At 69.5% G+C, this 25,059-nt stretch carries 18 protein-coding genes and 3 rRNA genes; all 21 read left to right on the forward strand.

All coding sequences use genetic code 11. The annotated features are described in order from the left end of the window. Positions 1–86 (forward strand): 16S ribosomal RNA (locus HS041_RS21660); the annotation flags it as partial. A gap of 408 nt (positions 87–494) precedes the next feature. Beyond that, positions 495–3,628, forward strand: a 23S ribosomal RNA gene (locus HS041_RS21665). Between the two features lie 151 nt (positions 3,629–3,779). Then, a 5S ribosomal RNA gene (gene rrf, locus HS041_RS21670) occupies positions 3,780–3,896 on the forward strand. A gap of 379 nt (positions 3,897–4,275) precedes the next feature. Beyond that, the gene (locus tag HS041_RS21675) at positions 4,276–5,568 is read left to right on the forward strand and encodes a bifunctional folylpolyglutamate synthase/dihydrofolate synthase (RefSeq protein WP_196443489.1); all 1,293 of its coding nucleotides are present in this window, start codon (positions 4,276–4,278) and stop codon (positions 5,566–5,568) included. 38 nt (positions 5,569–5,606) lie between these two features. Continuing rightward, positions 5,607–5,945 (forward strand): DUF4233 domain-containing protein, encoded by a 339-nt coding sequence (locus tag HS041_RS21680; protein WP_196442645.1) that lies wholly within the window; start codon positions 5,607–5,609, stop codon positions 5,943–5,945. Positions 5,946–5,956: 11 nt separating this feature from the next. Then, positions 5,957–7,615, forward strand: a complete 1,659-nt coding sequence (locus tag HS041_RS21685) for a hypothetical protein (protein WP_196442646.1) — start codon at positions 5,957–5,959, stop codon at positions 7,613–7,615. 91 nt (positions 7,616–7,706) lie between these two features. Further along, entirely contained in the window at positions 7,707–8,117 is a 411-nt protein-coding gene (gene ndk, locus HS041_RS21690; RefSeq protein WP_196442647.1) for a nucleoside-diphosphate kinase, read from the forward strand. Positions 8,118–8,371: 254 nt separating this feature from the next. Then, positions 8,372–9,403 carry a rod shape-determining protein gene (locus tag HS041_RS21695; RefSeq protein WP_196442648.1) on the forward strand — a complete coding sequence of 344 codons (1,032 nt, stop codon included), beginning with the start codon at positions 8,372–8,374 and terminating at the stop codon, positions 9,401–9,403. Then, complete coding sequence (gene mreC / locus HS041_RS21700; RefSeq protein WP_196442649.1) at positions 9,403–10,380, forward strand: rod shape-determining protein MreC; 978 nt, start codon at positions 9,403–9,405, stop codon at positions 10,378–10,380. Before HS041_RS21695 ends, mreC begins: the two co-directional genes overlap by 1 nt. Then, positions 10,381–10,926: a rod shape-determining protein MreD gene (gene mreD / locus HS041_RS21705; RefSeq protein ID WP_196442650.1), complete on the forward strand. Its 546-nt coding sequence runs from the start codon at positions 10,381–10,383 to the stop codon at positions 10,924–10,926. A gap of 5 nt (positions 10,927–10,931) precedes the next feature. After that, positions 10,932–13,016 carry a penicillin-binding protein 2 gene (mrdA, locus tag HS041_RS21710; RefSeq protein WP_196443490.1) on the forward strand — a complete coding sequence of 695 codons (2,085 nt, stop codon included), beginning with the start codon at positions 10,932–10,934 and terminating at the stop codon, positions 13,014–13,016. A 5-nt stretch (positions 13,017–13,021) separates the two neighbouring features. Next, entirely contained in the window at positions 13,022–14,173 is a 1,152-nt protein-coding gene (gene rodA / locus HS041_RS21715; RefSeq protein WP_196442651.1) for a rod shape-determining protein RodA, read from the forward strand. A gap of 137 nt (positions 14,174–14,310) precedes the next feature. Then, positions 14,311–14,541, forward strand: a complete 231-nt coding sequence (locus HS041_RS21720) for a hypothetical protein (RefSeq protein WP_196442652.1) — start codon at positions 14,311–14,313, stop codon at positions 14,539–14,541. A 170-nt stretch (positions 14,542–14,711) separates the two neighbouring features. Further along, a complete protein-coding gene (locus HS041_RS21725) occupies positions 14,712–16,127 on the forward strand; it encodes an NsdA family TPR-like regulatory protein (protein ID WP_196442653.1) in 1,416 nt (471 codons plus the stop codon). A gap of 1 nt (position 16,128) precedes the next feature. Next, complete coding sequence (locus tag HS041_RS21730) at positions 16,129–17,025, forward strand: phosphotransferase family protein (protein ID WP_196442654.1); 897 nt, start codon at positions 16,129–16,131, stop codon at positions 17,023–17,025. Between the two features lie 17 nt (positions 17,026–17,042). Further along, entirely contained in the window at positions 17,043–18,953 is a 1,911-nt protein-coding gene (locus HS041_RS21735; RefSeq protein ID WP_196442655.1) for a TIGR03960 family B12-binding radical SAM protein, read from the forward strand. 178 nt (positions 18,954–19,131) lie between these two features. Continuing rightward, positions 19,132–19,911: a TIGR03936 family radical SAM-associated protein gene (locus HS041_RS21740; protein ID WP_196442656.1), complete on the forward strand. Its 780-nt coding sequence runs from the start codon at positions 19,132–19,134 to the stop codon at positions 19,909–19,911. A 95-nt stretch (positions 19,912–20,006) separates the two neighbouring features. Beyond that, complete coding sequence (locus tag HS041_RS21745) at positions 20,007–22,718, forward strand: Rne/Rng family ribonuclease (protein WP_196442657.1); 2,712 nt, start codon at positions 20,007–20,009, stop codon at positions 22,716–22,718. Between the two features lie 257 nt (positions 22,719–22,975). Further along, positions 22,976–23,278: a 50S ribosomal protein L21 gene (gene rplU, locus HS041_RS21750; protein WP_196442658.1), complete on the forward strand. Its 303-nt coding sequence runs from the start codon at positions 22,976–22,978 to the stop codon at positions 23,276–23,278. Positions 23,279–23,297: 19 nt separating this feature from the next. Next, positions 23,298–23,555 (forward strand): 50S ribosomal protein L27, encoded by a 258-nt coding sequence (gene rpmA, locus HS041_RS21755; RefSeq protein ID WP_012893687.1) that lies wholly within the window; start codon positions 23,298–23,300, stop codon positions 23,553–23,555. A 143-nt stretch (positions 23,556–23,698) separates the two neighbouring features. After that, positions 23,699–25,051, forward strand: coding sequence for a GTPase ObgE (obgE, locus tag HS041_RS21760; protein ID WP_196442659.1), 1,353 nt, complete (start codon positions 23,699–23,701; stop codon positions 25,049–25,051). Positions 25,052–25,059: the final 8 nt, after the last annotated feature.

A 25,059-nucleotide genomic window follows, 5' to 3' on the forward strand; every position in this document is an offset into this window, starting at 1 on the left:
GGGAGCGGTCGAAGGTGGGGCTGGCGATTGGGACGAAGTCGTAACAAGGTAGCCGTACCGGAAGGTGCGGCTGGATCACCTCCTTTCTAAGGAGCACCGATCATCGGAGACCACCTGTCACGGTGGGTCCGGCGATCCATGTCGCGGTCACCAGCGAACGTCTGGTGCGCGGCGCGCTCATTAGTGGAGCACTGGCTACTCGGTTCAGCGGGGTCGCTGACCGGCTAGTACCGCCTGGCCCTCTTTGGAGGGGCGGGAGTGGGAACGCTGGTTGCAGGGGCTCGGCTGGTGCCGGACACACTGTTGGGTCCTGAGGGAACGGACCGGATGCGGAGTCCACCGCTGCGTGTGGTGGGCTTCGTGGTCTGTTGGGCCTCTGGACGGGACCGGTCTTCTGTCATACCGCTTGCCTGTGAGGGTGGGGTCTGGTGGCGGGTCTGATCTGGTTGCTGTTTGTTGTTTGAGATTTGCATAGTGGACGCGAGCATCTTTGTGGCCAAGTTTTTTAGGGCACACGGTGGATGCCTTGGCATCAGGAGCCGATGAAGGACGTGGGAGGCTGCGTTAAGCCTCGGGGAGTCGCCAACCAGACGTTGATCCGGGGATGTCCGAATGGGGAAACCCAGCACCCGTCATGGGGTGTTGCCTCCGCCTGAATGTATAGGGCGGTTGGTGGTAACGCGGGGAAGTGAAACATCTCAGTACCCGTAGGAAGAGAAAACAACATGTGATTCCGTGAGTAGTGGTGAGCGAAAGCGGATGAGGCTAAACCGTATGCGTGTGATAGCCGGCAGGCGTTGCGTGTGCGGGGTTGCGGGACCCTCTTACGGTTTCTGCCGAGACCGTGAACAGTGATAAATCCAGTGGGTAGTCGAAAGCTCTGGGAAGGGCTGCCGTAGACCGTGAGAGCCGGGTAGGCGAAACCTGTTGGACTGTTGGAGGGGATCCCAAGTAGCACGGGGCCCGAGAAATCCTGTGTGAATCTGCCAGGACCACCTGGTAAGCCTAAATACTCCCTGATGACCGATAGTGAACTAGTACCGTGAGGGAAAGGTGAAAAGCGCCCCGGTGAGGGGTCGTGAAATAGTACCTGAAACCGTGTGCCTACAAGCCGTAGGAGCGTAACCATCTTCGGGTGGTTGTGATGTGACTGCGTGCCTTTTGAAGAATGAGCCTGCGAGTTATGGTGTGTGGCGAGGTTAACCCGTGTGGGGGAGCCGTAGGGAAACCGAGTCTGAATAGGGCGTTTGAGTCGCATGCTGTAGACCCGAAGCGGAGTGATCTAGGCATGGGCAGGTTGAAGCGTGGGTAAGCCTGCGTGGAGGACCGAACCCACCAGGGTTGAAAACCTGGGGGATGACCTGTGTTTAGGGGTGAAAGGCCAAGCAATCGCCGTGATAGCTGGTTCTCCCCGAAATGCATTTAGGTGCAGCGTCACGTGTTTCTTGCCGGAGGTAGAGCACTGGATGGCCGATGGGCCCGACAAGGTTACTGACGTCAGCCAAACTCCGAATGCCGGTAAGTGAGAGCGTGGCAGTGAGACTGCGGGGGATAAGCTCCGTAGTCGAGAGGGAAACAGCCCAGACCACCGACTAAGGCCCCTAAGCGTGTGCTAAGTGGGAAAGGATGTGGAGTCGCAGTGACAACCAGGAGGTTGGCTTAGAAGCAGCCACCCTTGAAAGAGTGCGTAATAGCTCACTGGTCAAGTGATTCCGCGCCGACAATGTAGCGGGGCTCAAGTACACCGCCGAAGTCGTGGCATTCACACATTTAAGCCTGGCAGGGTTTCCTGTCTGGGTGTGTGGATGGGTAGGGGAGCGTCGTGCGGCCGGCGAAGCAGCCGAGTGATCGAGTTGTGGAGGCCGTGCGAGTGAGAATGCAGGCATGAGTAGCGAATCAGAAGTGAGAAACTTCTGCGCCGGATGACCAAGGGTTCCTGGGCCAGGCTAATCCGCCCAGGGTAAGTCGGGACCTAAGGCGAGGCCGACAGGCGTAGTCGATGGACAACGGGTTGATATTCCCGTACCCGCTGTGATGCGCCCATATCGAATCCAGTGATACTAAGGGTCCTTAAGCCCCTGACGCCCTTCGGGGTGTGGGTGAGGCTGAACGCCCGGCCTGATCTGGTAGTAGGTAAGCGATGGGGTGACGCAGGAAGGTAGCCCATCCCAGGCGGTGGTTGTCCTGGGGTAAGCATGTAGGGAGAGAGGTAGGCAAATCCGCCTCTCGTGTTCCTGAGATGTGATGCCGAGCCGATTGTGGCGAAGTGGGTGATCCTATGCTGCCGAGAAAAGCCTCTAGTGAGTGTCATGGCGGCCCGTACCCGAAACCGACTCAGGTGGTCAGGTAGAGAATACCAAGGCGATCGGGTGAACTGTGGTTAAGGAACTCGGCAAATTGCCCCCGTAACTTCGGGAGAAGGGGGGCCTTCGCTGGTGACGAACCTTTGCGTTCTGAGCTGGTGGGGGTCGCAGAGGCCAGGGGGAAGCGACTGTTTACTAAAAACACAGGTCCGTGCGAAGTCGTAAGACGATGTATACGGACTGACGCCTGCCCGGTGCTGGAACGTTAAGGGGACCGGTTAGCGGGATCTTCGGATCCTGCGACGCTGAGAACTTAAGCGCCAGTAAACGGCGGTGGTAACTATAACCATCCTAAGGTAGCGAAATTCCTTGTCGGGTAAGTTCCGACCTGCACGAATGGCGTAACGACTTCCCCGCTGTCTCAACCGCAGACCCGGCGAAATTGCACTACGAGTAAAGATGCTCGTTACGCGCAGCAGGACGGAAAGACCCCGGGACCTTCACTACAGCTTGACATTGGCGTTTGGAGCGTCTTGTGTAGGATAGGTGGGAGACGGTGAAGCTCGGACGCTAGTTCGGGTGGAGTCATTGGTGAAATACCACTCTGGTCGTTTTGAACGTCTAACTTCGGTCCGTGATCCGGATCAGGGACAGTGTCTGGTGGGTAGTTTAACTGGGGCGGTTGCCTCCTAAAGAGTAACGGAGGCGCCCAAAGGTTCCCTCAGCCTGGTTGGCAATCAGGTGTCGAGTGTAAGTGCACAAGGGAGCTTGACTGTGAGACCGACGGGTCGAGCAGGAGCGAAAGCTGGGACTAGTGATCCGGCGGTGGCATGTGGAAGCGCCGTCGCTCAACGGCTAAAAGGTACCCCGGGGATAACAGGCTGATCTTCCCCAAGAGTCCATATCGACGGGATGGTTTGGCACCTCGATGTCGGCTCGTCGCATCCTGGGGCTGGAGTAGGTCCCAAGGGTTGGGCTGTTCGCCCATTAAAGCGGTACGCGAGCTGGGTTTAGAACGTCGCGAGACAGTTCGGTCCCTATCCGCTGCGCGCGCAGGAGACTTGAAAGGGGCTGTCCCTAGTACGAGAGGACCGGGACGGACGAACCTCTGGTGTGCCAGTTGTTCCGCCAGGAGCACGGCTGGTTGGCTACGTTCGGAAGGGATAACCGCTGAAAGCATCTAAGCGGGAAGCTCGCCTTGAGATGAGGTCTCCCACCCTGTGAGGGGGTAAGGCTCCCGGTAGACGACCGGGTTGATAGGCCGGAAGTGGAAGCGCAGTAATGTGTGGAGCTGACCGGTACTAATAGGCCGAGGACTTGACCACAAAGTTTATGCTTGGTTTCTGCAGCGCTCTGTATCCTTCGCCGGGTCCGGAGCAGCGCGGAACCAGGGTTCTTGCCCGCGTCCACTATGCGATTCTGAAACAGCAAACACCGCGCGTGTGTTCGTGTGCGGGTTTGATGGTTTCATAGGGTTACGGCGGTTATGGCGAAGGGGAAACACCCGGTTACATTCCGAACCCGGAAGTTAAGCTCTTCAGCGCCGATGGTACTGCACTCGGGAGGGTGTGGGAGAGTAGGTCGCCGCCGGACAATCTTTCATTGAGGGCCCTCGCCTTTTGGCGGGGGCCTTCGTGTTTTCCCGGGGACGTTTCCGGGTGTGTTTCCCCGGGGGGCGGGGTTCTCCGCCGGGGAGGCGTGCTTTCCCTGTCAGGGGTGTCCCTCTGCGAGGATCGGTTGCGTTGCGGTGGGGGTGCTCTGGCCGGGGTACCCCTTTTTGTTTGTGCATCCTTCTCTTCCGGGGCTCGCCGGGATCTTTCACCGCCGCACAGGGGACGGCCCGTGTCGTCCACGCGGGGATGCCGCTGCGGGGGCGACTGGTGCCGGGGCGGGAAGGACCGGCCGGGCGGGAACCCTCCCCGCGGGTCAGTAGGCTGGAGCCGTGGACTATCGAGCGGTTGAGCTGGCAATCATGGAACGCGGCGTCGAGTGGAAGTTCGAGCCCACGCTCGACAGGATCGCCGCTCTCATGGACGTCCTCGGTTCCCCTCAGAACTCCTATCCCGTCATCCACGTCGCCGGGACGAACGGCAAGTCGAGCACGACGCGGATGATCGAGACCATCCTCCGCGAGCGGAACCTCCGCGTCGGCCGGTTCACGAGCCCGCATCTCGTCTCCATGCGCGAGCGCATCTGCGTCGACGGGGCCCCGCTGAGCGAGGAGCGCTTCGTCGAGGTCTACGAGGACATCGCCCCCTATCTGGAGATGATCGACGCCCAGGGCAGGAGGCTCTCCTTCTTCGAGACCCTCACCGCGATGGCCTTCGCCGCCTTCGCCGACACCCCTGTGGACGTCGCGGTCATCGAAACCGGAATGGGCGGCAGTTTCGACGCCACCAACGTCGCGGACGGAGCCGTGGCGGTCATCACGCCCGTCTCCCTGGACCACACCGACTACCTCGGACCCGACGTGGCGACCATCGCCGGAGAGAAAGCCGGGATCATCAAGCCCGGCGCGACCGTCGTGCTGGCCCAGCAGGAGCTCCCCGCGGCCGAGGTGCTGCTGCGCAGGGCGGCGGAGACCGGCGCCACCGTGGCGAGGGAGGGCCTGGAGTTCGGAGTCCTCGCCAGAGAACTGGCGATCGGCGGGCAACTGCTGCACCTGAAGAGTCTCAAGGCTGACTACGAGGAGGTCCTGCTCCCGCTGTACGGCGCGCACCAGGCGAGCAACGCCGCCTGCGCTCTGGCGGCGGCCGAGGCGCTGACGGCCGGGGACGACCCGCTCGATCCCGAGCTGGTCCGGCAGGCTTTCCTGCAGGTGCGTTCGCCGGGACGGCTGGAGGTCGTACGGCGGGGTCCCACCGTGCTCGTGGACGCCGCGCACAACCCGGGCGGGATCCAGGCCACGCTGGAAGCCGTGCACGAGTCCTTCGGCTTCGCCAGGCTCATCGGCGTGGTGGCGGTCTTCGGGGACAAGGACGTGCGGGGCATCCTGGAGCTGATGGAGCCGATGTTCGACGAGGTCGTGGTGACCCGCAACTCCTCCCCCCGGTCCATGGAGCCGGCCGAGCTCGCGGCACTGGCCCGGGAGGTCTTCGGGCCCGACCGGGTGAGCCGGGCCGATCGGCTGGACGACGCCATCGACATCGGCGTCGGCCTGGCCGACGAGGCGGGGGAGTTCGGCGGGGCCGGGGTGCTGATCACCGGATCGGTGGTCACCGCGGGCGACGCGCGGCTGCTGCTCAAGGCGACCGAGGTCAAGTGACCCGGCCGGATGACTCGGACGACGGCGGAAGGCAAGAGATGATCACGGTTACCCCGGGCATGCGGAGGCTCTGCGCCAGCGTGCTCGGCATGGAGGCGATCGTCGTGGGGCTCTCCACCCCGGTGGCGATCAACACCCAGGACGTCGAGCCGCCCGTGGCGGTGGCCGTCGGCGTCGGCCTGGCGGTTCTCTGTGTTCTGGTCGCCGGCCTGCTCAAACACCCCTTCGCCTACGTCGCGGGAAGCATCGTCCAGGTGCTCGCGATCGCCGCGGGGCTGCTGGTCCCGACCATGTACTTCCTCGGCGCGATCTTCCTCGCACTGTGGATTACGGCGATATTCGTCGCTCGCCGTGTCGAGGGCGTGACTTCCCGCTAAAGTCGGCCTACATGGCCGTCCCCCAGATGAAGCCGGCGCAGGCGGTGGCCGCAGGGTCCACCGTCCCGGCGCGCGCACTCACTTCCTCCCTACCGCTCGACGTCGTCCTCGGGCTGCTCGTCGCGGTGGCGCTTCCACTGGCGATCGTCGCCATCCCCAACACCGTCTCGGTGGTGTCGGCGCTGCTGCCGCCCGATGTCATGCAGATCGACATGGTCAGGGCGCACGGGCTGGCGCTGCCGGCGATGGTGCTGACCGTCCCGCTGGCCGCGGTGGCCGTGCGCCGCATGCGGGCCGCACCGATCCTGGTCGGCGGGCTCACGCTGCTGGCGCTCGCCGACGCGGCCGGCGGCTACGCCGGCTCCCCGCTGGTCGTCGGGATCCTCCGCGTGGCGCACGGGATCGGCGCCGGGCTGCTGGTCCCCGCCACGCTGGTGGCGGTGTGGGAACGGCCCCGGTTCCTCCGCGCGGTGTGGGCGGGCGTGCTCGCGGTGAGCCTTCTGGCCGCGCAGGCGATGGCCCTGTGGCCCCTGGACGAGGCCACATCCTGGCGGATCACGCTCCAGCCGTACCCGATGCTGACCGGTGTCGCGCTCGCGCTCGCCGCGCTCTACCTCGTGCTCTGGCTGAGGAGCGGCCAGAGCGCCACGGCGGGCCCCGGGCCGAGCGCCGCGGAGCGCGGGCGGCTGCTGATGGCCACCACGCCGGCCGTGGGCATCGTGGTCCTCGCCCTGGGCGCCACATTCGAGTGGGCGCCGGAGCTCATCGTCGTCGCGGCGATGCTGTCCGTCCTCGCGCTGCTGGGACTCGCCTCCGTCGGGACCTTCGAGGGGATGAACGGGCGCACTCTCGCCTACACGATGGTGGCGGTGGGGGTGGTCACCCTGCCCACGGCGGCCCAGGTCACCTATGTCGGGCTCGGCGGGCTGGGCGGTCCCGGGCTCTCCGGGCTCTGGCCGGCATTCGCGGTCGCCGGAGCGGCCGGTCTCGTCGCGGCCGTGCTGGCGGGGCAGCTGAAGGACGCCGTCATGCCCCTGGTGGCGGCCGGTGGTCTCGTGGTCGTTGTGGGCGGGCTGTGCGCCGTCAGGTTCCTGCTCCCGGCCGCCGGCGGGCCGGCTCTGATCATCCCGTTCCTGCTGCTGGCGGTCGGCGCTGCGACGGCCCTCACCTCCGCCCTGCGCCCGTCGGGCGCGGGCGCCGCGCTCTTCGCGCTGTCGCTGTTCTTCCCGGGTGTCCTCGCGGGCTTCATGCTGGGCAGCGGCATCCTGCTCCTGCGCCTCAGCGAGGCCACGAAGAAGGCCACGTCCGCCCAGGCGCTGGTCGACGCGTACGTGAGCGCCCTGCACTTCTGGGCGCTGGTCGGCGGCGCGCTGGTGGTCGTGGTGATCACGATCGGCGCGATCCTCGCCCGTCGCGCGGCGGCGTCACCGGGTACGGCCGCCGCAGGCCTGGCCGTCGGCGAGGAGGAGAAGGCCGCGGCGGACACGCCGGGTCCCGCATCGGAGCAGGGAGCGGAGACGGGTCCCGGATCGTGGCAGGGCGCGGGAGCGAAACCCGAGCCGGAGCAGGGAACGGGAGTGAAGCTCGAATCCGAGCAGGAGGCGCCGGCGGTGCCCTCGCCCATGTCCTCGCCGGAGGACTCCGGTGAGGACAGGCCGGCCGACGCGTGAGATCGCCGACCACGGGGGATCTCGTGGAGGACGGTAAACTTCGCCCGTTCACCGCAGTCTGCGAGTCATCAATGTTCGAAGGAGAACATCAGTGTCCGAGCGCACTCTTGTCCTGATCAAGCCCGACGGCGTCGCGCGTGGTCTCATCGGCGACGTGATCGCCCGCGTCGAGCGTAAGGGCCTGAAGGTCGTGGCGATGGACCTGCGCACGCTGGACGCCGACACCGCCAAGACCCACTACGCCGAGCACTCCGAGCGGCCGTTCTTCGGCGAGCTGGTCGAGTTCATCACCTCCGGCCCGCTGGTCGCGATGGTGCTCGAGGGCCCCCGCGCCGTCGAGGCGTTCCGCTCCCTGGCCGGCCTGACCGACCCGGTCAAGTCCGCTCCGGGCACCATCCGCGGTGACCACGCCCTGGAGATCGGCGAGAACGTGGTCCACGGCTCCGACTCTCCCGAGTCCGCCGCCCGCGAGATCAAGATCTTCTTCCCGGACCGCTTCTAGCACCCGTCCGGCCACCCTCGCCCGCCGCGGGCGAGTCGTGGCGGCCGCGGCATCGGCGTCCGGCCTTCCGGTCGTCCGGCGCAGTCGGGCCTCGCCGTCCTCCCGGGGACGGCGAGGCCCGACGCGTTTCCGGAAACCGGAGATTTTAATGGGACGAGACGGCTCATTATGCCCATAGATGGGTACGCCAGGTTACGCTTCGAATTCGTTCCGTAGTTTTCGCCGATGACCTGACGGAAGGAAGGCAGCCTTCCATGGGCAGCAAGCTTGCGTTCCTCGGCCGCGACATGGCGGTCGACCTGGGCACCGCCAACACGCTCGTCTACGTGCGAGGCCGCGGTGTCGTCCTCAACGAACCGTCCGTCGTGGCGATCAACACGACCACGGGGAAGATCGTGGCCATCGGCATCGAGGCCAAACGGATGATCGGCCGCACCCCCGCCAACGTCGTGGCCGTCCGGCCGCTCAGAAACGGGGTCATCGCCGACTTCGACGTCACCGAGCGGATGCTCCGCTACTTCATCCAGCGGGTGCACCGGCGCCGTCCCTTCGCCAAACCGCGCATCGTCATCGCGGCTCCGAGCGGGATCACCGGCATCGAGCAGCGCGCGGTGAAGGAGGCCGGCTACCAGGCCGGGGCCCGGCGGGTCTACCTCATCGACGAGCCGATGGCGGCGGCGATCGGGGCAGGCCTCCCGGTGCACGAACCGACCGGCAACATGGTGGTCGACATCGGCGGGGGCACCACCGAGGTCGCCATCATCTCGATGGGCGGCGTGGTGACCAGCCAGTCGATCCGGGTGGGCGGCGACGAGCTGGACCAGGCGATCATCACCTTCGCGAAGAAGGAGTACTCCCTGATGCTCGGCGAGCGCACCGCCGAGGAGATCAAGATGGCGATCGGCTCGGCCTGCGCGTTGCCGGAGGAGGGTCACGCGGAGATCCGGGGCCGTGACCTGGTCAGCGGTCTGCCGAAGACGGCGGTGGTGTCGGCGGGCGAGATCCGTACGGCCACCGAGGAGCCGGTGAACGCGATCGTGGACGCGGTCAAGACCACACTGGACAAGTGTCCGCCGGAGCTCTCCGGCGACCTGATGGACCGGGGCATCGCGATCACCGGGGGAGGCGCGCTCCTGGCCGGTCTGGACGAGCGGCTCAGAGACGAGACCGGGATGCCGATCCACCGCGTGGACAACGCGCTCGACGCGGTCGCGCTCGGGTCGGGCAAGTGCGTCGAGGACTTCGAGGCCCTGCAGCAGGTTCTCGTGCCGGAGCCACGGCATTGATGAAGGACACACGCCGGACACGGGCGATCACGGGGTTGATGCTGGCCACGGCACTGGTGCTCATGACCGTGGACCACCGGACGGGAGAGAACTCGCCCCTCGGCCCGCTCAAGGGGATCGGCGCTGCGGTGTTCGGCGGTGTCGAGGAGCTGGGGGCCGGGGTGGCGCGGCCGGCGGGCCGGTTCGTCGACGCGCTGCTGGACGCGCCCGGCGCGCAGCGGCGCGAGGAGGAGCTGCGCAGGGAGAACGACCGGCTCAGGCAGAGCCTCGTGGCGCAGAACCTGGACCATCGCAGGTCGGATGAGCTGCGCCGGCTGCTGAACGCCGCGGGGACCGGTGGATACAAGATCGTTCCTGCTCAGGTGATCGCCCGGCGCGGCGTTCCCGGGTTCGAGGAGGCCGTCGAGCTGGACGCCGGCCACTCCGACGGGGTGAGGCCCGAGATGACGGTGCTGAGCGGTGCGGGCCTGGTCGGCAGGGTGATCCGGGTGGGGCCGTCCACCTCGACCGTGGTCCTGGTCAGCGACCTCGCCTCGGCGACCGGCGCCCGCCTGGAGGGCAGCGGCGAGATAGGGATCGTGAACGGGACGGGTGACCACGGCCGGCTGCTCCAGTTCCGGCTGCTCGACTCCACCGCCCCGCTCGAAGCCGGTCAGCGGATCGTGAGCTTCGGCTCCCACCGCGGCGCGCCGTACGTGGCGGGAGTGCCGATCGGGGTGATCGAACGGGTGGAGGCGACGCCGGGGGAGCTGACCCGGACCGCCTACGCGCGGCCGTACGCCGACCTGACGGCGCTGGACGTGGTGGGGGTGGTGGCGGAGCCGCCGAGCCGCGATCCGCGCGACGCGCTCCTGCCGCCCCGTCCTTCGAAGACATCGGGCCCTTCGAAGACATCGGGCCCTCCGAAGACATCGGGCCCTTCGAAGACACCCGCCGCTCCGAAACGATCGCAGTCTCCGGGACGAGAGGGAGTCTGAATGACGAGGCGTGACACGACGGCCCTGAGCCTGATCTTGGTGGTGATGATCCTCCAGGTGACGGTCGTCAACCGGTTCTCACTGCCCGGCGGGGTCGCGCCCGACCTGCTGCTGCTCGCCGTGGTGGGCTACGCGCTGGTCTGCGGGGCGGAGTCCGGAGCGGTCATGGGCTTCGCGGCCGGGCTGCTCGACGACATCCTGCCGCCCGCCGCGCACGTGGCGGGCCAGCGCGCGCTGGTGCTGTGCCTGGTCGGGTACGTCGCCGGCCGCGTGATGGAGAGCCGGGAGGACGCCGGGCCGGTGGTGGCGCTGGGCTGTGCGGTCGCGGGCCCGGTGGTCGCGGCGGCGGTCGGCGGGCTGATGGGGGAGGTCCCCGCCGGTGCGGAGGCGCTCCGGCAGCTGCTGCCCGCGGCGGTGGCCGGCAACGTGCTGGCCGCGCCGCCGGTGGTGTGGACGGTGGCGCGGCTGGTCCGGGGCAAGGTCCGGCCCGTGCCCCGCCCGGGGTACACCGCCCTGCGGAGCTCCGCCCTGCGGAGTCGCTCGTGAGCCGCATGAGGAGCCGGCTGCGGGCGCTGCGGGCCCTGACGCTGGCGCTGCTGGTGATGCTCGGCGCGCGGCTCTGGCAGGTGCAGGTCGTGGACGGTCCCCGGTACGTGGCGGCGGCGACCGAGACGCGCACGCGCGACGTCGTGGTGCCCGCCGTACGGGGACAGATCCTCGACTCGACGGGACGGCTGCTGGTGCGCAACCGGACCGCGCTGGTGGTCTCGGTGGACCGTACGGCCCTGGTCAAGATGAAGGACGGGGGCAAGGCCGTGATGGCGCGGCTGGGTGCCGTGCTCGGCCGGAACCCGGCGGACCTGACCCGGCGGATCCGGCCGTGCGGCCCCACGGTCTCCAAGCCGTGCTGGGCCGGCTCGCCGCACCAGCCGGTCCCGGTCGACGGCGACGTCAGCACCCGTGAGGCCCTGCAGATCATGGAGCGGCAGGAGAGGTTCCCCGGGATCGTCACCAGCGTGCAGGCCGTACGGGATCATCCGGGCCGGAGCGCGGGGGTGCAGGCGCTGGGTTACCTGCAGCCGGTCACGAAGGAGGAGCTGGAGAGGCGCGAGGGGTTCAAGGCGGAGTTCTCGGGGGTGGACGTGTCGGGCCGGGACGGCCTGGAGTCGGTCTACGACCGGGAGCTGCGCGGCACGCCGGGGCGCAAGCGGGTGCAGGTGGACCGGCTGGGCCGGGTGCTCGGGACGGAGGAGCAGGTGGCGGCCAGGCCCGGGGACATGCTCATCACCAGCATCGACGCCAGGGTGCAGGCCGTGACGGAGAAGGCGATAGCCGAGGCGATGGAGGCCGCGCCGCAGGCCGACGGGGCCGCAGGAGTGGTGCTGGACGCGAGGAGCGGCCGGGTCGTCGCGATCGCCAGCGCGCCGACCTACGACCCGGGGGTCTGGACCGGCGGCATCGAGGAGGAGGACTACCGGCGTCTGCTGTCGAAGAGGTCGGGCCAGCCGCTGGTGTCGCGGGCCATCAAGGGGGAGTTCGCGCCCGGTTCGACGTTCAAGATGTCGTCGGTCGCGGCGATGCTGCGGGCCGGCTACCCGATCGACGGCCGCTACAACTGCCCCGGCTCCTTCATGGTCGGCGGCCGGTCGTTCAACAACTTCCGCGGCCGGGCGCTGGGCGTGCTGAGCCTGCACACGGCCCTGGTGAAGTCGTGCGACACGATCTTCTACCGGGCCGCCTTCGAGCAGTACACGCGCGACGGCGGCCGCAAGCCCAGGGGCAAACCCAAGGAGATCATGGCGAACACGGCGCGGGCCTTCGGCTTCGGCCGCCCGACCGGCATCGACCTGCCGGGCGAGTCTCCCGGCAGGATCCCGGACCGGGCCTGGAAGAAGGAGACGTGGGTCGCCACCAAGGAGGAAAACTGCAGGCGCGCCAGGACCGGCTATCCGGAGGTCGCCAGGACCGACGCCGGCCGGGCCGCCTTCCTCAAGGCGCTGGCGCGCGACAACTGCCAGGAGGGCGACCAGCTGCGCCCCGGTGACGCGGCCAACTTCTCCATCGGCCAGGGCGACGTGCTGGTGACGCCGATCCAGCTCGCCGCGGCCTACGCGGCGCTGGTCACCGACGGCAGGCTGCGCAGCCCCCGGGTGGGCTGGATGCTGGTCCGGCCGGACGGCACCAAGGTCAGGGAGATCGAGCCGCCGGTCACGGGTAAGCTGCCGATCTCCCCTGCCGAACGGGCCTATATCAAGCGGGCGCTGAGCCAGGTCACCGCCGACGGCACAGCGGCCGGGGCGTTCCTCGGCTTCCCCATGAAGAAGGTGAAGATCGGCGGCAAGACCGGCACCGCCGAGGTGTACGGCAAGGCGGACACCTCCTGGTTCGCCTCGTTCGCGCCGGTGCACGACCCCCGGTTCGTGGTCGTCGTCATGGTCTCCCAGGGCGGCTTGGGCAGCGAGGCCGCGGCCCCGGCCGTACGGAAGATCTACGAGGGCATCTACGGGTTCACACCCGAGGGCAAGCGGGCTCCGGCGGCGCTGCCGGGCTGGGCGCCCGCGGCCGCGCCCCCGGTGATCGGGCCGGACGGCACGGTCGTCCGGAAGGTCAAGGCGGGACGGGGGAAGGTCCGGTGATCCGGATGAACTTCCCGCCGCGCCGGTTCCGCACCCGCGGGCTGGCGGGAGCCTCCTCGCCGGTGTGGCGGATGGACGGCCCGCTGGTGGTCGCGGTGGCCGCGCTCGCCATGATCGGCACGCTGCTGATCTGGTCGTCCACCAGGACGTGGGCGCCCGGCAGCACGGGCCTGCTCAAGAAGCACCTGCTCAACCTCGGCATCGGGACCGCGCTGGCCGTCGCGGCGGCCACGGTGGACCACCGGGCGCTGCGGGCCTACTCACCGCTGGTGTACGGCGCCGCCGCGCTCGGCCTGGTCCTGGTGATAACGCCGGTCGGGTCGGAGGTCAACGGAGCCCATTCCTGGATCATGCTGGGCGGCGGGTTCGCCCTGCAGCCCTCGGAGTTCGCCAAGCTCGGCCTGGTGCTCGCGCTCTCCATGCTGCTGGCCCAGCCCGCGGTGGGAAGCGACCGGCCCCGCGGGCTGGACGTGGTGATCGCGCTGGGGGTGGCCGGGCTCACCATGGGCCTGGTCATGGCGCAGCCCGACTTCGGCACCACGATGGTCCTGGGCGTGATCACGGCGGGCGCGTTGATCCTCAGCGGAATCCGCAAGCGCTGGGTCGTCGCCCTGGCCGCCGCCGTGGCAGCCGGGGGAGCGGCCGTGTGGTTCCTCGACGTGCTGGAGCCGTACCAGGTCGCCCGGTTCACCGCCTTCGTCGACCCCTCCACCGACCCGCGAGGCGTCGGCTACAACAGCACCCAGTCGGTGAACGCCGTCGGCTCGGGGCAGCTGTTCGGAAAAGGGCTGTTCGGCGGGGGACAGACCATGGGCCGGTTCGTGCCCGAGCAGCACACCGACTTCGTCTTCACCGTGGCGGGCGAGGAGTTCGGGTTCCTGGGCTCGGTCACCGTGGTGGTGCTGCTCGGGGTGGTGCTGCTGCGGGGCCTGCGGATCGCCCGGCTGTGCGAGAACCGGTTCGGCATGCTGGTGGCCGGCACGATCGTGTGCTGGCTGGGCTTCCAGGTCCTCATCAACGTCGGCATGACGATCGGGGTCATGCCGATCACCGGCCTCCCGCTGCCGTTCGTCTCCTACGGCGGCACCGCGACCTTCGCCAACATGATCGCCGTCGGGATCCTCCAGGCGATCCACATGCACGAGCACCGGTTCTAGCCTGCCCGCCGTACGGCAGGGCGGCTCCGTTACATGAGAGCCGTCCGCATGTGCGCGGTCCCCGGCTCTCACTGGCCTTTTCCCCGTCAAGCGAACATTCTGGGAACGAAGCCGGAACTCACGATGACGGAGGGGCCGTGATATCGGAGCTCGCCGAGCGGCAGCGCGCGCTTGAGCTGTTGCGCACCGCGTTCCCCGACTACCGGATCGTGTTCAGCAAGGGAAGGTGGGCGGCGGTCTCGGCGGGCAGCCCGCCGGCGGTCTGGTTCGCCGAGACCCCGAGCAGCCTGTGCGGGCAGCTCTTCCTGGCCCAGCTCCGCAACGGCGGGACGGTCGTGCCCTTCCGCCAGGACGGCGCCCCTTCGTGACGGAGCGGTCCCCGTGCGACCGCCCGAGGACCGCCCTCCGCAGGAGGAGACGGGTTCTCAGTCCACCCGGCGCCCGCCGGGACACTAGCGTGGAGACATTCCCCTTTTCCCGTGGAGACGCCGGAGCGCCGCGTGAAGACGACCCCCCGCAACGACGGCCGGGAGAGCCGATGACCCAGAGTTCCCGCGGCGGCGACCGCGCCACGCTGGCCTACGCGACCATCATCCGCAACCGCACGCTGGCCGCGCTGCAGGGCCCGCCGTCCGTGGCCGTCATCCAGCGGATGGTGGACGAGATCCACGCCTGCGCCCCCCAGCAGACCAGGTTCAAGTGCTGGAGGCTGGCGCACGGCTGGACGGTGGAGGAGGCCATCGAGCACTTCCACGCCATGTGCGACCGGCAGCGGATCAAACGGCGCGGGCTCAGCGAGCGTTCCTGGCGGGAGTGGGAGGCGGGCTCGCGGCCCGACCGCGACTACACCGACCTGCTCTGCCGCCTGTTCGAGACCGGGCCGGTCCAGCTCGGCTTCGCCCAGGACTACACGCCCGAGGGGCTGCGCACCGCCCCGCCCGCGCTGGACCTGATCGCCACGGCCGCGGACGAGGCGGGCAGCCACGCCGAGCAGGCCGAAGCCAGCGAGCTGGGTTCCGGCGCGCTGGAGCGGCTGCGCACCCAGGTGATCTGGGTGGGCAAGCGGTACGTCTCCGAGGCCCCGCTGCCGTTGTTCGTGGAGATGCGGGAGCTGCAGGAGCGCACCCGCAGGGCGCTGGACAAACGCATCCATCCGCAGCAGGCCAGAGAGCTCTACTTCCTGACCGGCGCGTTGTGCGGGCTGATGGCCAACGTCAGCATGGACATGGATCGCCTGATCCCCGCCGACACCCTCGCCCGGGCGGCCTGGACCTACGGCAAGGTCGCCGGGCACCCGGCGCTGATGGGCTGGGCACGGGGCATGCAGTCCTCGGTGGCCCTGTGGGACAAGCGCTACGGCGACGCGGCCCGATACGCCGAGGAGGGCCTGACCCATCTGCACGCCGGCTCCGGCGCGACCCGGCTGCACATGCTGCGGGCACGGTCCTACGCGATGCTGGGCCGCACCCGCGAGGCCGCCGAGGCGCTCGCCCGCGCCCAGGACGCCCGCACGGCCGGGAGGGACGAACTGCACGACGAGATCGGCGGGGAGTTCGCCTTCCGCCCGGCCAAGGAGCGCTACTACGCGGCGGTCACCCAGCTGCACCTGGGCGACCCGGGGCGGGCCATCGAGGCGGCCCGGGACTCGCTGTCCCTCTACGCCGCGGGGGAGCCGGAGAACCGCTCCTACGGCTGCGAGTCCATGGCCGGCGCCCACCTGGTGGTCGCCCACCTGATGGAGGGCGACCCGGCCGGCGCGGAGGAGGCGATGGAGCCCATCCTCGCGCTCCCGCCCGACCGGCGGATCAGCAGTCTGGGCGCCACCCTGGACACCGGTCGCGCGCTGGTCTCCGCCCAGCGGGGCGGGGAGCGCATCGCGCGGCAGATCGAGAGTTTCTGCGCCGTGGGCCTGCCGCAGCAGGCCCGGCACGCGATCTCCGAGAGGAACCGATGACATGACGATCGCCGCCGAAGGGGAACTCCTCGGCCGGACGGGCGCCGCGCTCCGCCTGGCATGCGGGCAGGCGGGGCTGGGCACGGGGGACGTCACCCTGCTGCGGGACTTCGCCAACGCCGTCTACCACCTGCCCGCCGAAGGGGTGGTGGTACGGCTGGCGCAGGCGGCGGCGCCGGGCAAGTACGACCGGCTGACGACCTCGGTCCGGGTCACCCGCTGGCTCGCCGAGCAGGGCTTTCCCACGGTCCGGCCGCTGGAGGTCAGGCAGCCGGTCGCCGCCGGGGGGTTCCTGGTGACCTTCTGGCACCACGAGGAGCACGTCGGGCCGGCACCGGAGCCGGCGGAGCTCGGCTCGCTGCTGCGGCTGCTGCACGAGCTGCCGCCGGTCCCGTTCGAGCTGCCGACCCACGACCCGTTCGGACCGGTGCGGCGGGCGATCGACGCCGGGCGCCTGCTCGGCGAGGACGACCGCGCCTGGCTGCTGCGCCGCTGCGACGAGCTCGCGGAGGCCTACTACGAGCGGGTGCGGTTCGCCCTGCCGTACGGGCTCGTCCACGGCGACGCGCACCGGGGCAACCTGATCAGGACCGCGGGCGGGCTGCTGCTGTGCGACTGGGACTCGGTGTGCGCGGGCCCCAGGGAGACCGACCTGATCCCCACGCTGCAGGGTGTGCGGTTCGGGCTGACCGAGCAGCAGCGGGCCGGTTTCAGCCGGGCGTACGGCCACGACCTGACCGCCTGGGAGGGCTACCCGGTGATGCGCGACATGCGGGAGCTGCAGACCCTCACGGCGGTGCTGCGCAACGCCCACCGCGACGAGGCGGCCGCGGGGGAGCTGCGGCACCGGCTTGACTCCCTGCGAGCGGGTGACGACCGCCTGTGGCATCCGTTTTAGCGGATACCCTTGAACACATGTCTGTTGAGTCCTTGTTTCCCCGCCTGGAAGCGCTGCTGCCCAAGGTGAGCAAGCCGATCCAGTACGTCGGGGGTGAGCTCAACTCGACCGTCAAGGACTGGGACGAGGCCACGGTCCGTTGGGCTCTGATGTACCCCGACGCCTACGAGGTGGGTCTGCCCAACCAGGGCGTCCAGATCCTCTACGAGATCCTCAACGAGCTGCCGGAGACGCTCGCCGAGCGGACCTACGCGGTCTGGCCCGACATGGAAGCACTCATGCGCGCCGAGGGCGTCCCGCAGTTCACGGTCGACGCGCACCGGCCGGTGCGGGCCTTCGACGTGCTGGGCCTCTCTTTCTCGACCGAGCTGGGCTACACCAACATGCTCACCGCGCTGGACCTGGCGGGCATCCCGCTGGAGGCCGCCGAGCGCGGTGACGACGATCCGATCGTGCTCGCGGGCGGCCACGCGGCCTTCAACCCCGAGCCGATCGCCGACTTCCTCGACGCCGCGGTGCTGGGCGACGGGGAGCAGATCGCCATCGCGATCACCGAGGTCATCCGCGAGTGGAAGGCCGAGGGCTCGCCCGGCGGACGCGACGAGCTGCTCATGCGGCTCGCCGAGTCCGGTGGGGTCTACGTCCCCAGGTTCTACGACGTCGACTACCACGCCGACGGCCGGATCCAGCGCGTCGCGCCGAACCGGTCGGGCGTGCCGTGGCGGGTGCACAAGCACACGGTCATGGACCTGGACGAGTGGCCCTATCCGAAGAAGCCGCTGGTCCCGCTGGCCGAGACCGTGCACGAGCGGTTCAGCGTGGAGATCTTCCGGGGCTGCACCCGGGGCTGCCGCTTCTGCCAGGCCGGGATGATCACCCGTCCGGTGCGGGAGCGGTCGATCACCACGATCGGCGACATGGTCGAGGCGGGCGTCAAGGCGTCCGGCTTCAACGAGGTCGGGCTCCTCTCGCTGTCCAGCGCCGACCACTCCGAGATCGGCGACATCGCCAAGGGGCTGGCCGACCGCTACGAGGGCACCAACACCTCGCTTTCGCTGCCCTCGACCCGGGTCGACGCCTTCAACATCGATCTGGCCAACGAGTTCTCCCGCAACGGCCGCCGGTCCGGTCTCACGTTCGCCCCGGAGGGCGGTTCCGAGCGCATGCGCAAGGTGATCAACAAGATGGTCACCGAGGAGGACCTGATCCGGACCGTCACCACGGCCTACACCCAGGGCTGGCGGCAGGTGAAGCTCTACTTCATGTGCGGCCTGCCCACCGAGGAGGACGCCGACGTGCTCGGCATCGCCGACCTGGCGAAGAAGGTCATCCAGGCGGGCCGGGAGGCGACCGGGTCGCGCGACATCCGCTGCACGGTCTCCATCGGCGGGTTCGTGCCCAAGCCGCACACGCCGTTCCAGTGGGCGGCCCAGGCCGACCACGAGACGGTGGACCGCCGGCTCAAGGCCCTCAAGGACGCGCTGCGCGGCGACAAGGAGTACGGCCGGGCCATCGGCCTGCGCTACCACGACGGCAAACCCTCGATCGTGGAGGGCCTGCTGTCGCGGGGCGACCGCCGGGTGGGCCGGGTCATCCGCGCGGTGTGGGAGGACGGCGGCCGGTTCGACGGCTGGAGCGAGCACTTCTCCTACCAGCGCTGGATGGACGCCGCGGCCAAGGCCGGGGTGGACGTCGACTGGTACACCACGCGCGAGCGCGAGGAGAACGAGGTCCTGCCCTGGGACCACCTCGACGCCGGGCTCGACCGCGAGTGGCTCTGGCAGGACTGGCAGGACGCGGTCAACGACGTCGAGGTCGAGGACTGCCGCTGGACCCCGTGCTACGACTGCGGCGTGTGTCCCACGATGGGCACCGAGATCCAGATCGGCCCGACCGGCCGGAAACTCCTGCCGCTGACGGTCGTGTAGGGCCCGGCGCGGAGCCCCGGGCCGGGGCTCCGCCCCTGGTCCGGGAAGAAGCCTTCGTCACCGGCGGTTGTCCATAGTGGGCGGTGCGTGAGCGCGGCCTGCTCCGAGACGACGGCCACGATTCGGAAAGGACGGCACCACTCTGAAACCCGCTCCCGATGGGCCTCCGCCCGCGCCCGTGGTGCAGCGCCTGCGCGTGCGCTACGCCAAGCGCGGACGCCTGCGCTTCACCAGCCACCGTGACATCTCCCGGGCCGTCGAGCGCGCGGTACGGCGCGCGGATGTCCCCGTGGCGTTCAGCGCGGGCTTCTCACCGCATCCGAAGATCTCCTACGTGGGGGCGGCCGCCCCGACCGGGGTCGCCAGCGAGGCCGAGTACCTCGAGATCGGCGTGACGCGGGAGTGCGATCCCGACCGGCTTCGCGCCGATCTGGACTCCTCGCTCCCGCCCGGCCTCGACGTGCTCGACGTCGTGGCGGCGACGGCCGGGAGCCTGGCCGACCGGCTGGAGTGCTCGGCGTGGGAGATCCGGCTGCCGGGTGCCGATCCGGCCCTGGCGGGGAAGGCGGTGGAGAGCTTCAACGCCGCCGAACGGATCGAGGTCGAGCGCCTGACCAAGAAGGGAATGCGCCGCTTCGACGCGCGAGAGGCGGTGCTGGACTTGCACGCCATCGAAGGAGGAGAGACAACAGCAGGTCAGGCGTCCGGCCAGTCATGTGTCATACTTCGCATGGTTGTACGGCACGCAACTCCTGCCGTTCGACCCGACGACGTCCTCACCGGATTGCGTCTCGTGGCCGACTTCGCGCCGCCGTCACCCCCCGAGGTGACCAGGCTGGCGCAGGGGCCGCTGGACGTGCGCATCGGTGGCCCCGCCGACCCGTTCGGCCTTGACCGCGATGCTACGCGCGGCGGCGAAACGGGACCGGTGGGCGAGCACGTCGACGGCGACCTATAGGACTTGGCGCCGGGCTCAGGCCCGGCGGACAGCGAGAGACGAGAGCTCCCGCGCGGCGCGGAGACGTGCCCGGGAGCTGACGGGAGAACGCCCGCATGCTCGACAACGAGCCCAACGTCGGGGCCAACGGCCCTGCCGGGGACATAACGGAACAGGCTGCTCAGCCGACACGCCGCAGGCGATCCGCCAGCCGGCCCGCCGGACCTCCACCGGAGGAACCGGAGCCCGCGCCGGCCGTCGTGACCGCTGAGCCGGTCGCGCAGGCCGCGCCCGCACAGGAGGCCGCGCCCGCACAGGAGGGTGCCGCCGTGGAGGAGGCGCCTCCCAAGCGCGCCACCCGGCGCAAGGCGGCCACCGCGGACACCGCGGCCGGTACGGCCACCACGCGGCGTGGCCGTGCCAAGAAGACGGACGCCGTGCAGCCCGCGCAGGAGGAGGCTCCCGCGCCGGTCGCCGAGCCCGCCCCGGAGCCCGCCGCGGCGGCGCCCGTAAAGCGGACCCGCACACGCAAGAAGGCCGTCCAGGAGACCGAGGAGGACGCGCGGCCCGTAGCGGAGCCGTTCGCGCTCGAACCGTCCCTGGACCTGTCCACCGCCGAGGCCGAGGAGGTCGCGGCGGCGCTGCTGCTGGCGATGCCCGCCGACGAGCCGCTGGACGACGAACCCGGCGGTGAGGAGGTCGTCGAGGATCCGGACGACCTGTTCGCCGACCCGTTCGGGTTGTCCTCCCGGGGACGCGCCGAGGTGCCCTCGGTGACCTTCCAGGCGCCCGCGGCGGTGTTCCAGCCGCTGTTCCAGGCTCCCGACCCGTACCGGGCCGAGTCGCCGTCCCGCCCCGCCGCAGAGCGCGTGGAGCGCCAGCCCGAGCCCGTCGAGGCCGAGACCGAGGCCGAGGAGGAGCCCGAGGACGAGGAGATCGACGAGGCCGAGGGCGACGAGGCCGGCGGACGCCGCCGGCGCCGCCGCAGGGGCGGCCGCGGCCGGGGCAAGGGCCGCGAGCTGGACGAGGCCGAGGACGGCGAGGCCGAGCAGGGCGAGGAGGAGGCCGCCGAGCCCGGGCAGGAAGACGAGGCCGGGGAGGCCGGCAGCTCGCGCCGCCGCCGCCGGCGCCGCCGCAGGGGCACCGACGACGTCGCCGAGATCCAGGACGACCCGCCGAACACCGTGGTGCGCATCCGCGCTCCCCGCGCCGGGCGCGGCACCTCGATGGACGAGGTGCAGAGCGTGCGCGGCTCGACCCGGCTGGAGGCCAAGAAGCAGCGCCGCAGGGAGGGCCGCGAGCTGGGCCGCCGGCGCCCGCCGATCATCACCGAGTCGGAGTTCCTGGCCCGCCGGGAGTCCGTCGAGCGCATGATGGTGGTCCGCCGCACCGGTGGCCGCACCCAGATCGCGGTGCTGGAGGACGACGTCCTCGTCGAGCACTACGTGGACCGCGAGGCGAGCCAGTCCTACGTGGGCAACGTCTACCTCGGCAAGGTGCAGAACGTCCTGCCGAGCATGGAGGCGGCGTTCGTCGACATCGGCAAGGGCCGCAACGCGGTGCTGTACGCCGGTGAGGTCAACTTCGACACCGCCGGCCTGGAGGGGCAGCCCAAGCGGATCGAGGTGGCCCTGAAGTCGGGGCAGTCGGTGCTCGTCCAGGTGACCAAGGACCCGATGGGGCACAAGGGCGCCCGCCTGACCTCCCAGGTCAGCCTTCCCGGTCGCTACCTGGTCTACGTGCCCGACGGCTCGATGACCGGGATCAGCCGCAAGCTCCCCGACAAGGAGCGCACCCGGCTCAAGGGCATCCTGAAGAAGGTCATGCCGGAGAACGCCGGCGTGATCGTCCGCACGGCGGCCGAGGGCGCGTCGGAGGAGGAGCTCGGCCGCGACGTGGCCCGGCTGTCGGCCCAGTGGGAGAACATCCAGCGCAAGGCCAAGTCGGCCAGCGCGCCGGAGCTGCTGTCCGCCGAGCCCGACATGACCGTCCGGGTGGTCCGCGACGTGTTCAACGAGGACTTCGCCTCGCTGGTCGTCCAGGGTGACGAGGTGTGGAACACGGTGGACGAGTACGTCCGCTACGTGGCCCCGCATCTGGCCGAGCGGCTGACCCGGTGGGACGAGGACGGCGACGTCTTCGCCGCCTACCGGATCGACGAGCAGATCGCCAAGGCGATGGAGCGCAAGGTCTGGCTGCCCAGCGGCGGCTCGCTGGTGATCGACCGGACCGAGGCGATGACCGTCGTCGACGTCAACACCGGCAAGTTCACCGGGCAGGGCGGCAACCTCGAGGAGACCGTCACCCGCAACAACCTGGAGGCGGCCGAGGAGATCGTCCGCCAGCTCAGGTTGCGGGACATCGGCGGCATCATCGTCATCGACTTCATCGACATGGTGCTGGAGAGCAACCGCGACCTGGTGCTCCGGCGGCTGCTGGAGTGCCTGGCCCGCGACCGCACCAAGCACCAGGTCGCCGAGGTCACCTCCCTCGGTCTGGTCCAGATGACCCGCAAGCGGGTCGGACAGGGCCTCCTGGAGGCGTTCTCGAACGTCTGCGAGTGCTGCAACGGCCGAGGCCTGCACATCTCGGCGGAGCCGGTCGAGGGCAAGCCGGAGCCGCGCGGCACCCAGGGCAAGATGGCCGTGGAGAAGGCGGTGGCGGACAAGATCGGCAAGGAGGCCGGCAGTGCCGTCGCGGCCGGTGACCAGTCCGGGCGTGATACGGTCACAGATGCGCTTGCCGACGTCCCGGATGAGGACGCGCAAGCCGCACAGGCTTCCGGCCGGGGGCGGAGACGCTCCCGCAAGGCCAAGCCGGCCGACTAGCCGGTGCCCCGTGGCAGGCAAGGGCCGCGGGGCACGGCATGGTCGGTTCCGGTGAACGCCGGCGCGCTCCGGTCGCGCCGGCACCCCGACGTTCCGCCCGGTTCGACCAGGGCACCGTAGTCCGGTACCCTGATTAATCGGTGCGCTCGTGGCGCGCCCTGTTCGCGCGCCTACCTGGTTCGTCGGTCAAATCGGTGACCATAGCCGGATGCGGGCGCAGCATCCAGCGAGCATGTAGTCAGAAGAAGGGTTCCGCGGTGTACGCGATCGTTCGTTGCGGCGGCAGGCAGCAGAAGGTCTCCGTCGGTGACGTCCTCGAGGTGGACAAGGTCGCCGGCGAGGTCGGTTCCACGGTTACGCTGCCGACGGTGCTCGTCGTCAACGACGGCGACGTGACCACCGAGGCCGGCCGGTTCTCGGTCGCCGCCGAGATTCTCGGCGAGACCAAGGGTCCGAAGATCCGCATTCTGAAGTACAAGAACAAGAGTGGTTACAAGAAGCGCCAGGGTCACCGCCAGCGGTACACCCAGGTGAAGATCACCGGCATCAACCAGGCCTGAGTTTCGGGAGTTTTGCGAGATGGCACACAAGAAGGGCGCGTCGTCCACTCGGAACGGCCGTGACTCCAACGCCCAGCGGCTCGGCGTGAAGCGCTTCGGCGGCCAGCTGGTCAACGCCGGTGAGATCATCGTCCGCCAGCGTGGCACCCACTTCCACCCGGGCGACAACGTCGGCCGCGGTGGTGACGACACGCTGTTCGCGCTGGCCGCGGGCCACGTGCAGTTCGGCGTCAAGCGCGGTCGCCGCGCGGTGAGCATCGTCCCGGTCGCGGAGTAGATCCGCACCGGCAGACGTTGAAGACAGGGGTGGATCGCGTTCCGCGGTCCACCCCTGTTGCGTTGTGAGGCGGGGAGTCCCGCCGAGAGGCGAGGTTTCCCGCGACGAGCGGGGTTCCCGCAGATGGGGGTAGGAGAGCAGACATGCCGGACTTTGTGGACCAGGTGGTCCTGCACATCAAGGCCGGTGACGGGGGACATGGCTGCGCCTCTGTCCATCGGGAGAAGTTCAAGCCGCTCGGCGGCCCCGACGGGGGCAACGGCGGCCGGGGCGGCGACGTGATCCTGGAGGTGGACGCAAACACCGCCACCCTGCTGGAGTACCACCGCCGTCCGCACCGCAAGGCCGACAACGGCAAGCAGGGCTCCGGCTCCAACCGGGACGGGGCCAACGGCGGCGACGTCATCCTCCCGGTGCCCGACGGCACCGTGGTCAAGAACGCCGCCACCGGCGAGGTCATCGTCGACATGGTCGGCGTGGGCACCCGCTACGTGGTGGCCGAGGGCGGCCACGGCGGCCTGGGGAACGCGGCGCTGGCCTCCGCCAAGCGCAAGGCCCCCGGGTTCGCGCTGCTCGGCGAGCCCGGCGACGAGCTCGACGTGATGCTGGAGATGAAGAGCGTCGCGGACGTGGCGCTGGTCGGCTTCCCCAGCGCGGGCAAGTCCTCCCTCATCGCGGCGCTCAGCGCCGCCCGGCCGAAGATCGCCGACTACCCGTTCACCACGCTGGTGCCCAACCTCGGCGTGGTCACCGCCGGAGACACGATCTTCACCGTCGCCGACGTGCCCGGTCTGATCCCCGGTGCCTCCGAGGGCAGGGGGCTCGGTCACGAGTTCCTGCGCCACGTCGAGCGGTGCAGCACGCTCGTGCACGTGATCGACTGCGCCACCATGGAGCCGGGCCGCGACCCGATCAGCGACTACGAGGCGATCGAGGCCGAGCTGGCGGCGTACGGCAAACTGGAGGACCGGCCGAGGCTGGCCGTGCTCAACAAGGCCGACGTGCCCGACGCCCGCGAGCTGGCCGAGATCGTCCGGCCCATGCTGGAGGAGCGCGGCCTGCGGGTCTTCTCGATCTCCGCGGCGACCCACGAGGGGCTCAAGGAACTGACCTACGCCATGGGCGAGATGGTCGCCGCCGCCCGGGCCGCGGCCCCCGTCGCCGAGCCCACCCGCCTGGTCATCAAGCCCAGGCAGCTCGGCGAGGCCGGGTTCACGGTGCGGAAGATCGACGACAGCACCTTCCAGGTCACCGGTGTCAAGCCGGAGCGCTGGATCCGGCAGACCGACTTCACCAACGACGAGGCGGTCGGCTACCTCGCCGACCGGCTGGAGCGCCTCGGCGTCGAGGAGGAGCTCACCAAGGCCGGCGCCAAGGCGGGGGCCGAGGTGATCATCGGGTCGATGGAGAGCGGCTACATCTTCGACTGGCAGCCCACGCTCAACGCGGAGGCCGTGCACCAGGGCCCGCGCGGCACGGACAACCGGCTCGGATAGCCTCCTCC

Origin of the sequence: Planomonospora sp. ID67723, from assembly GCF_015711605.1 — a bacterium.
Classification (GTDB): Bacteria; Actinomycetota; Actinomycetes; order Streptosporangiales; family Streptosporangiaceae; genus Planomonospora_A.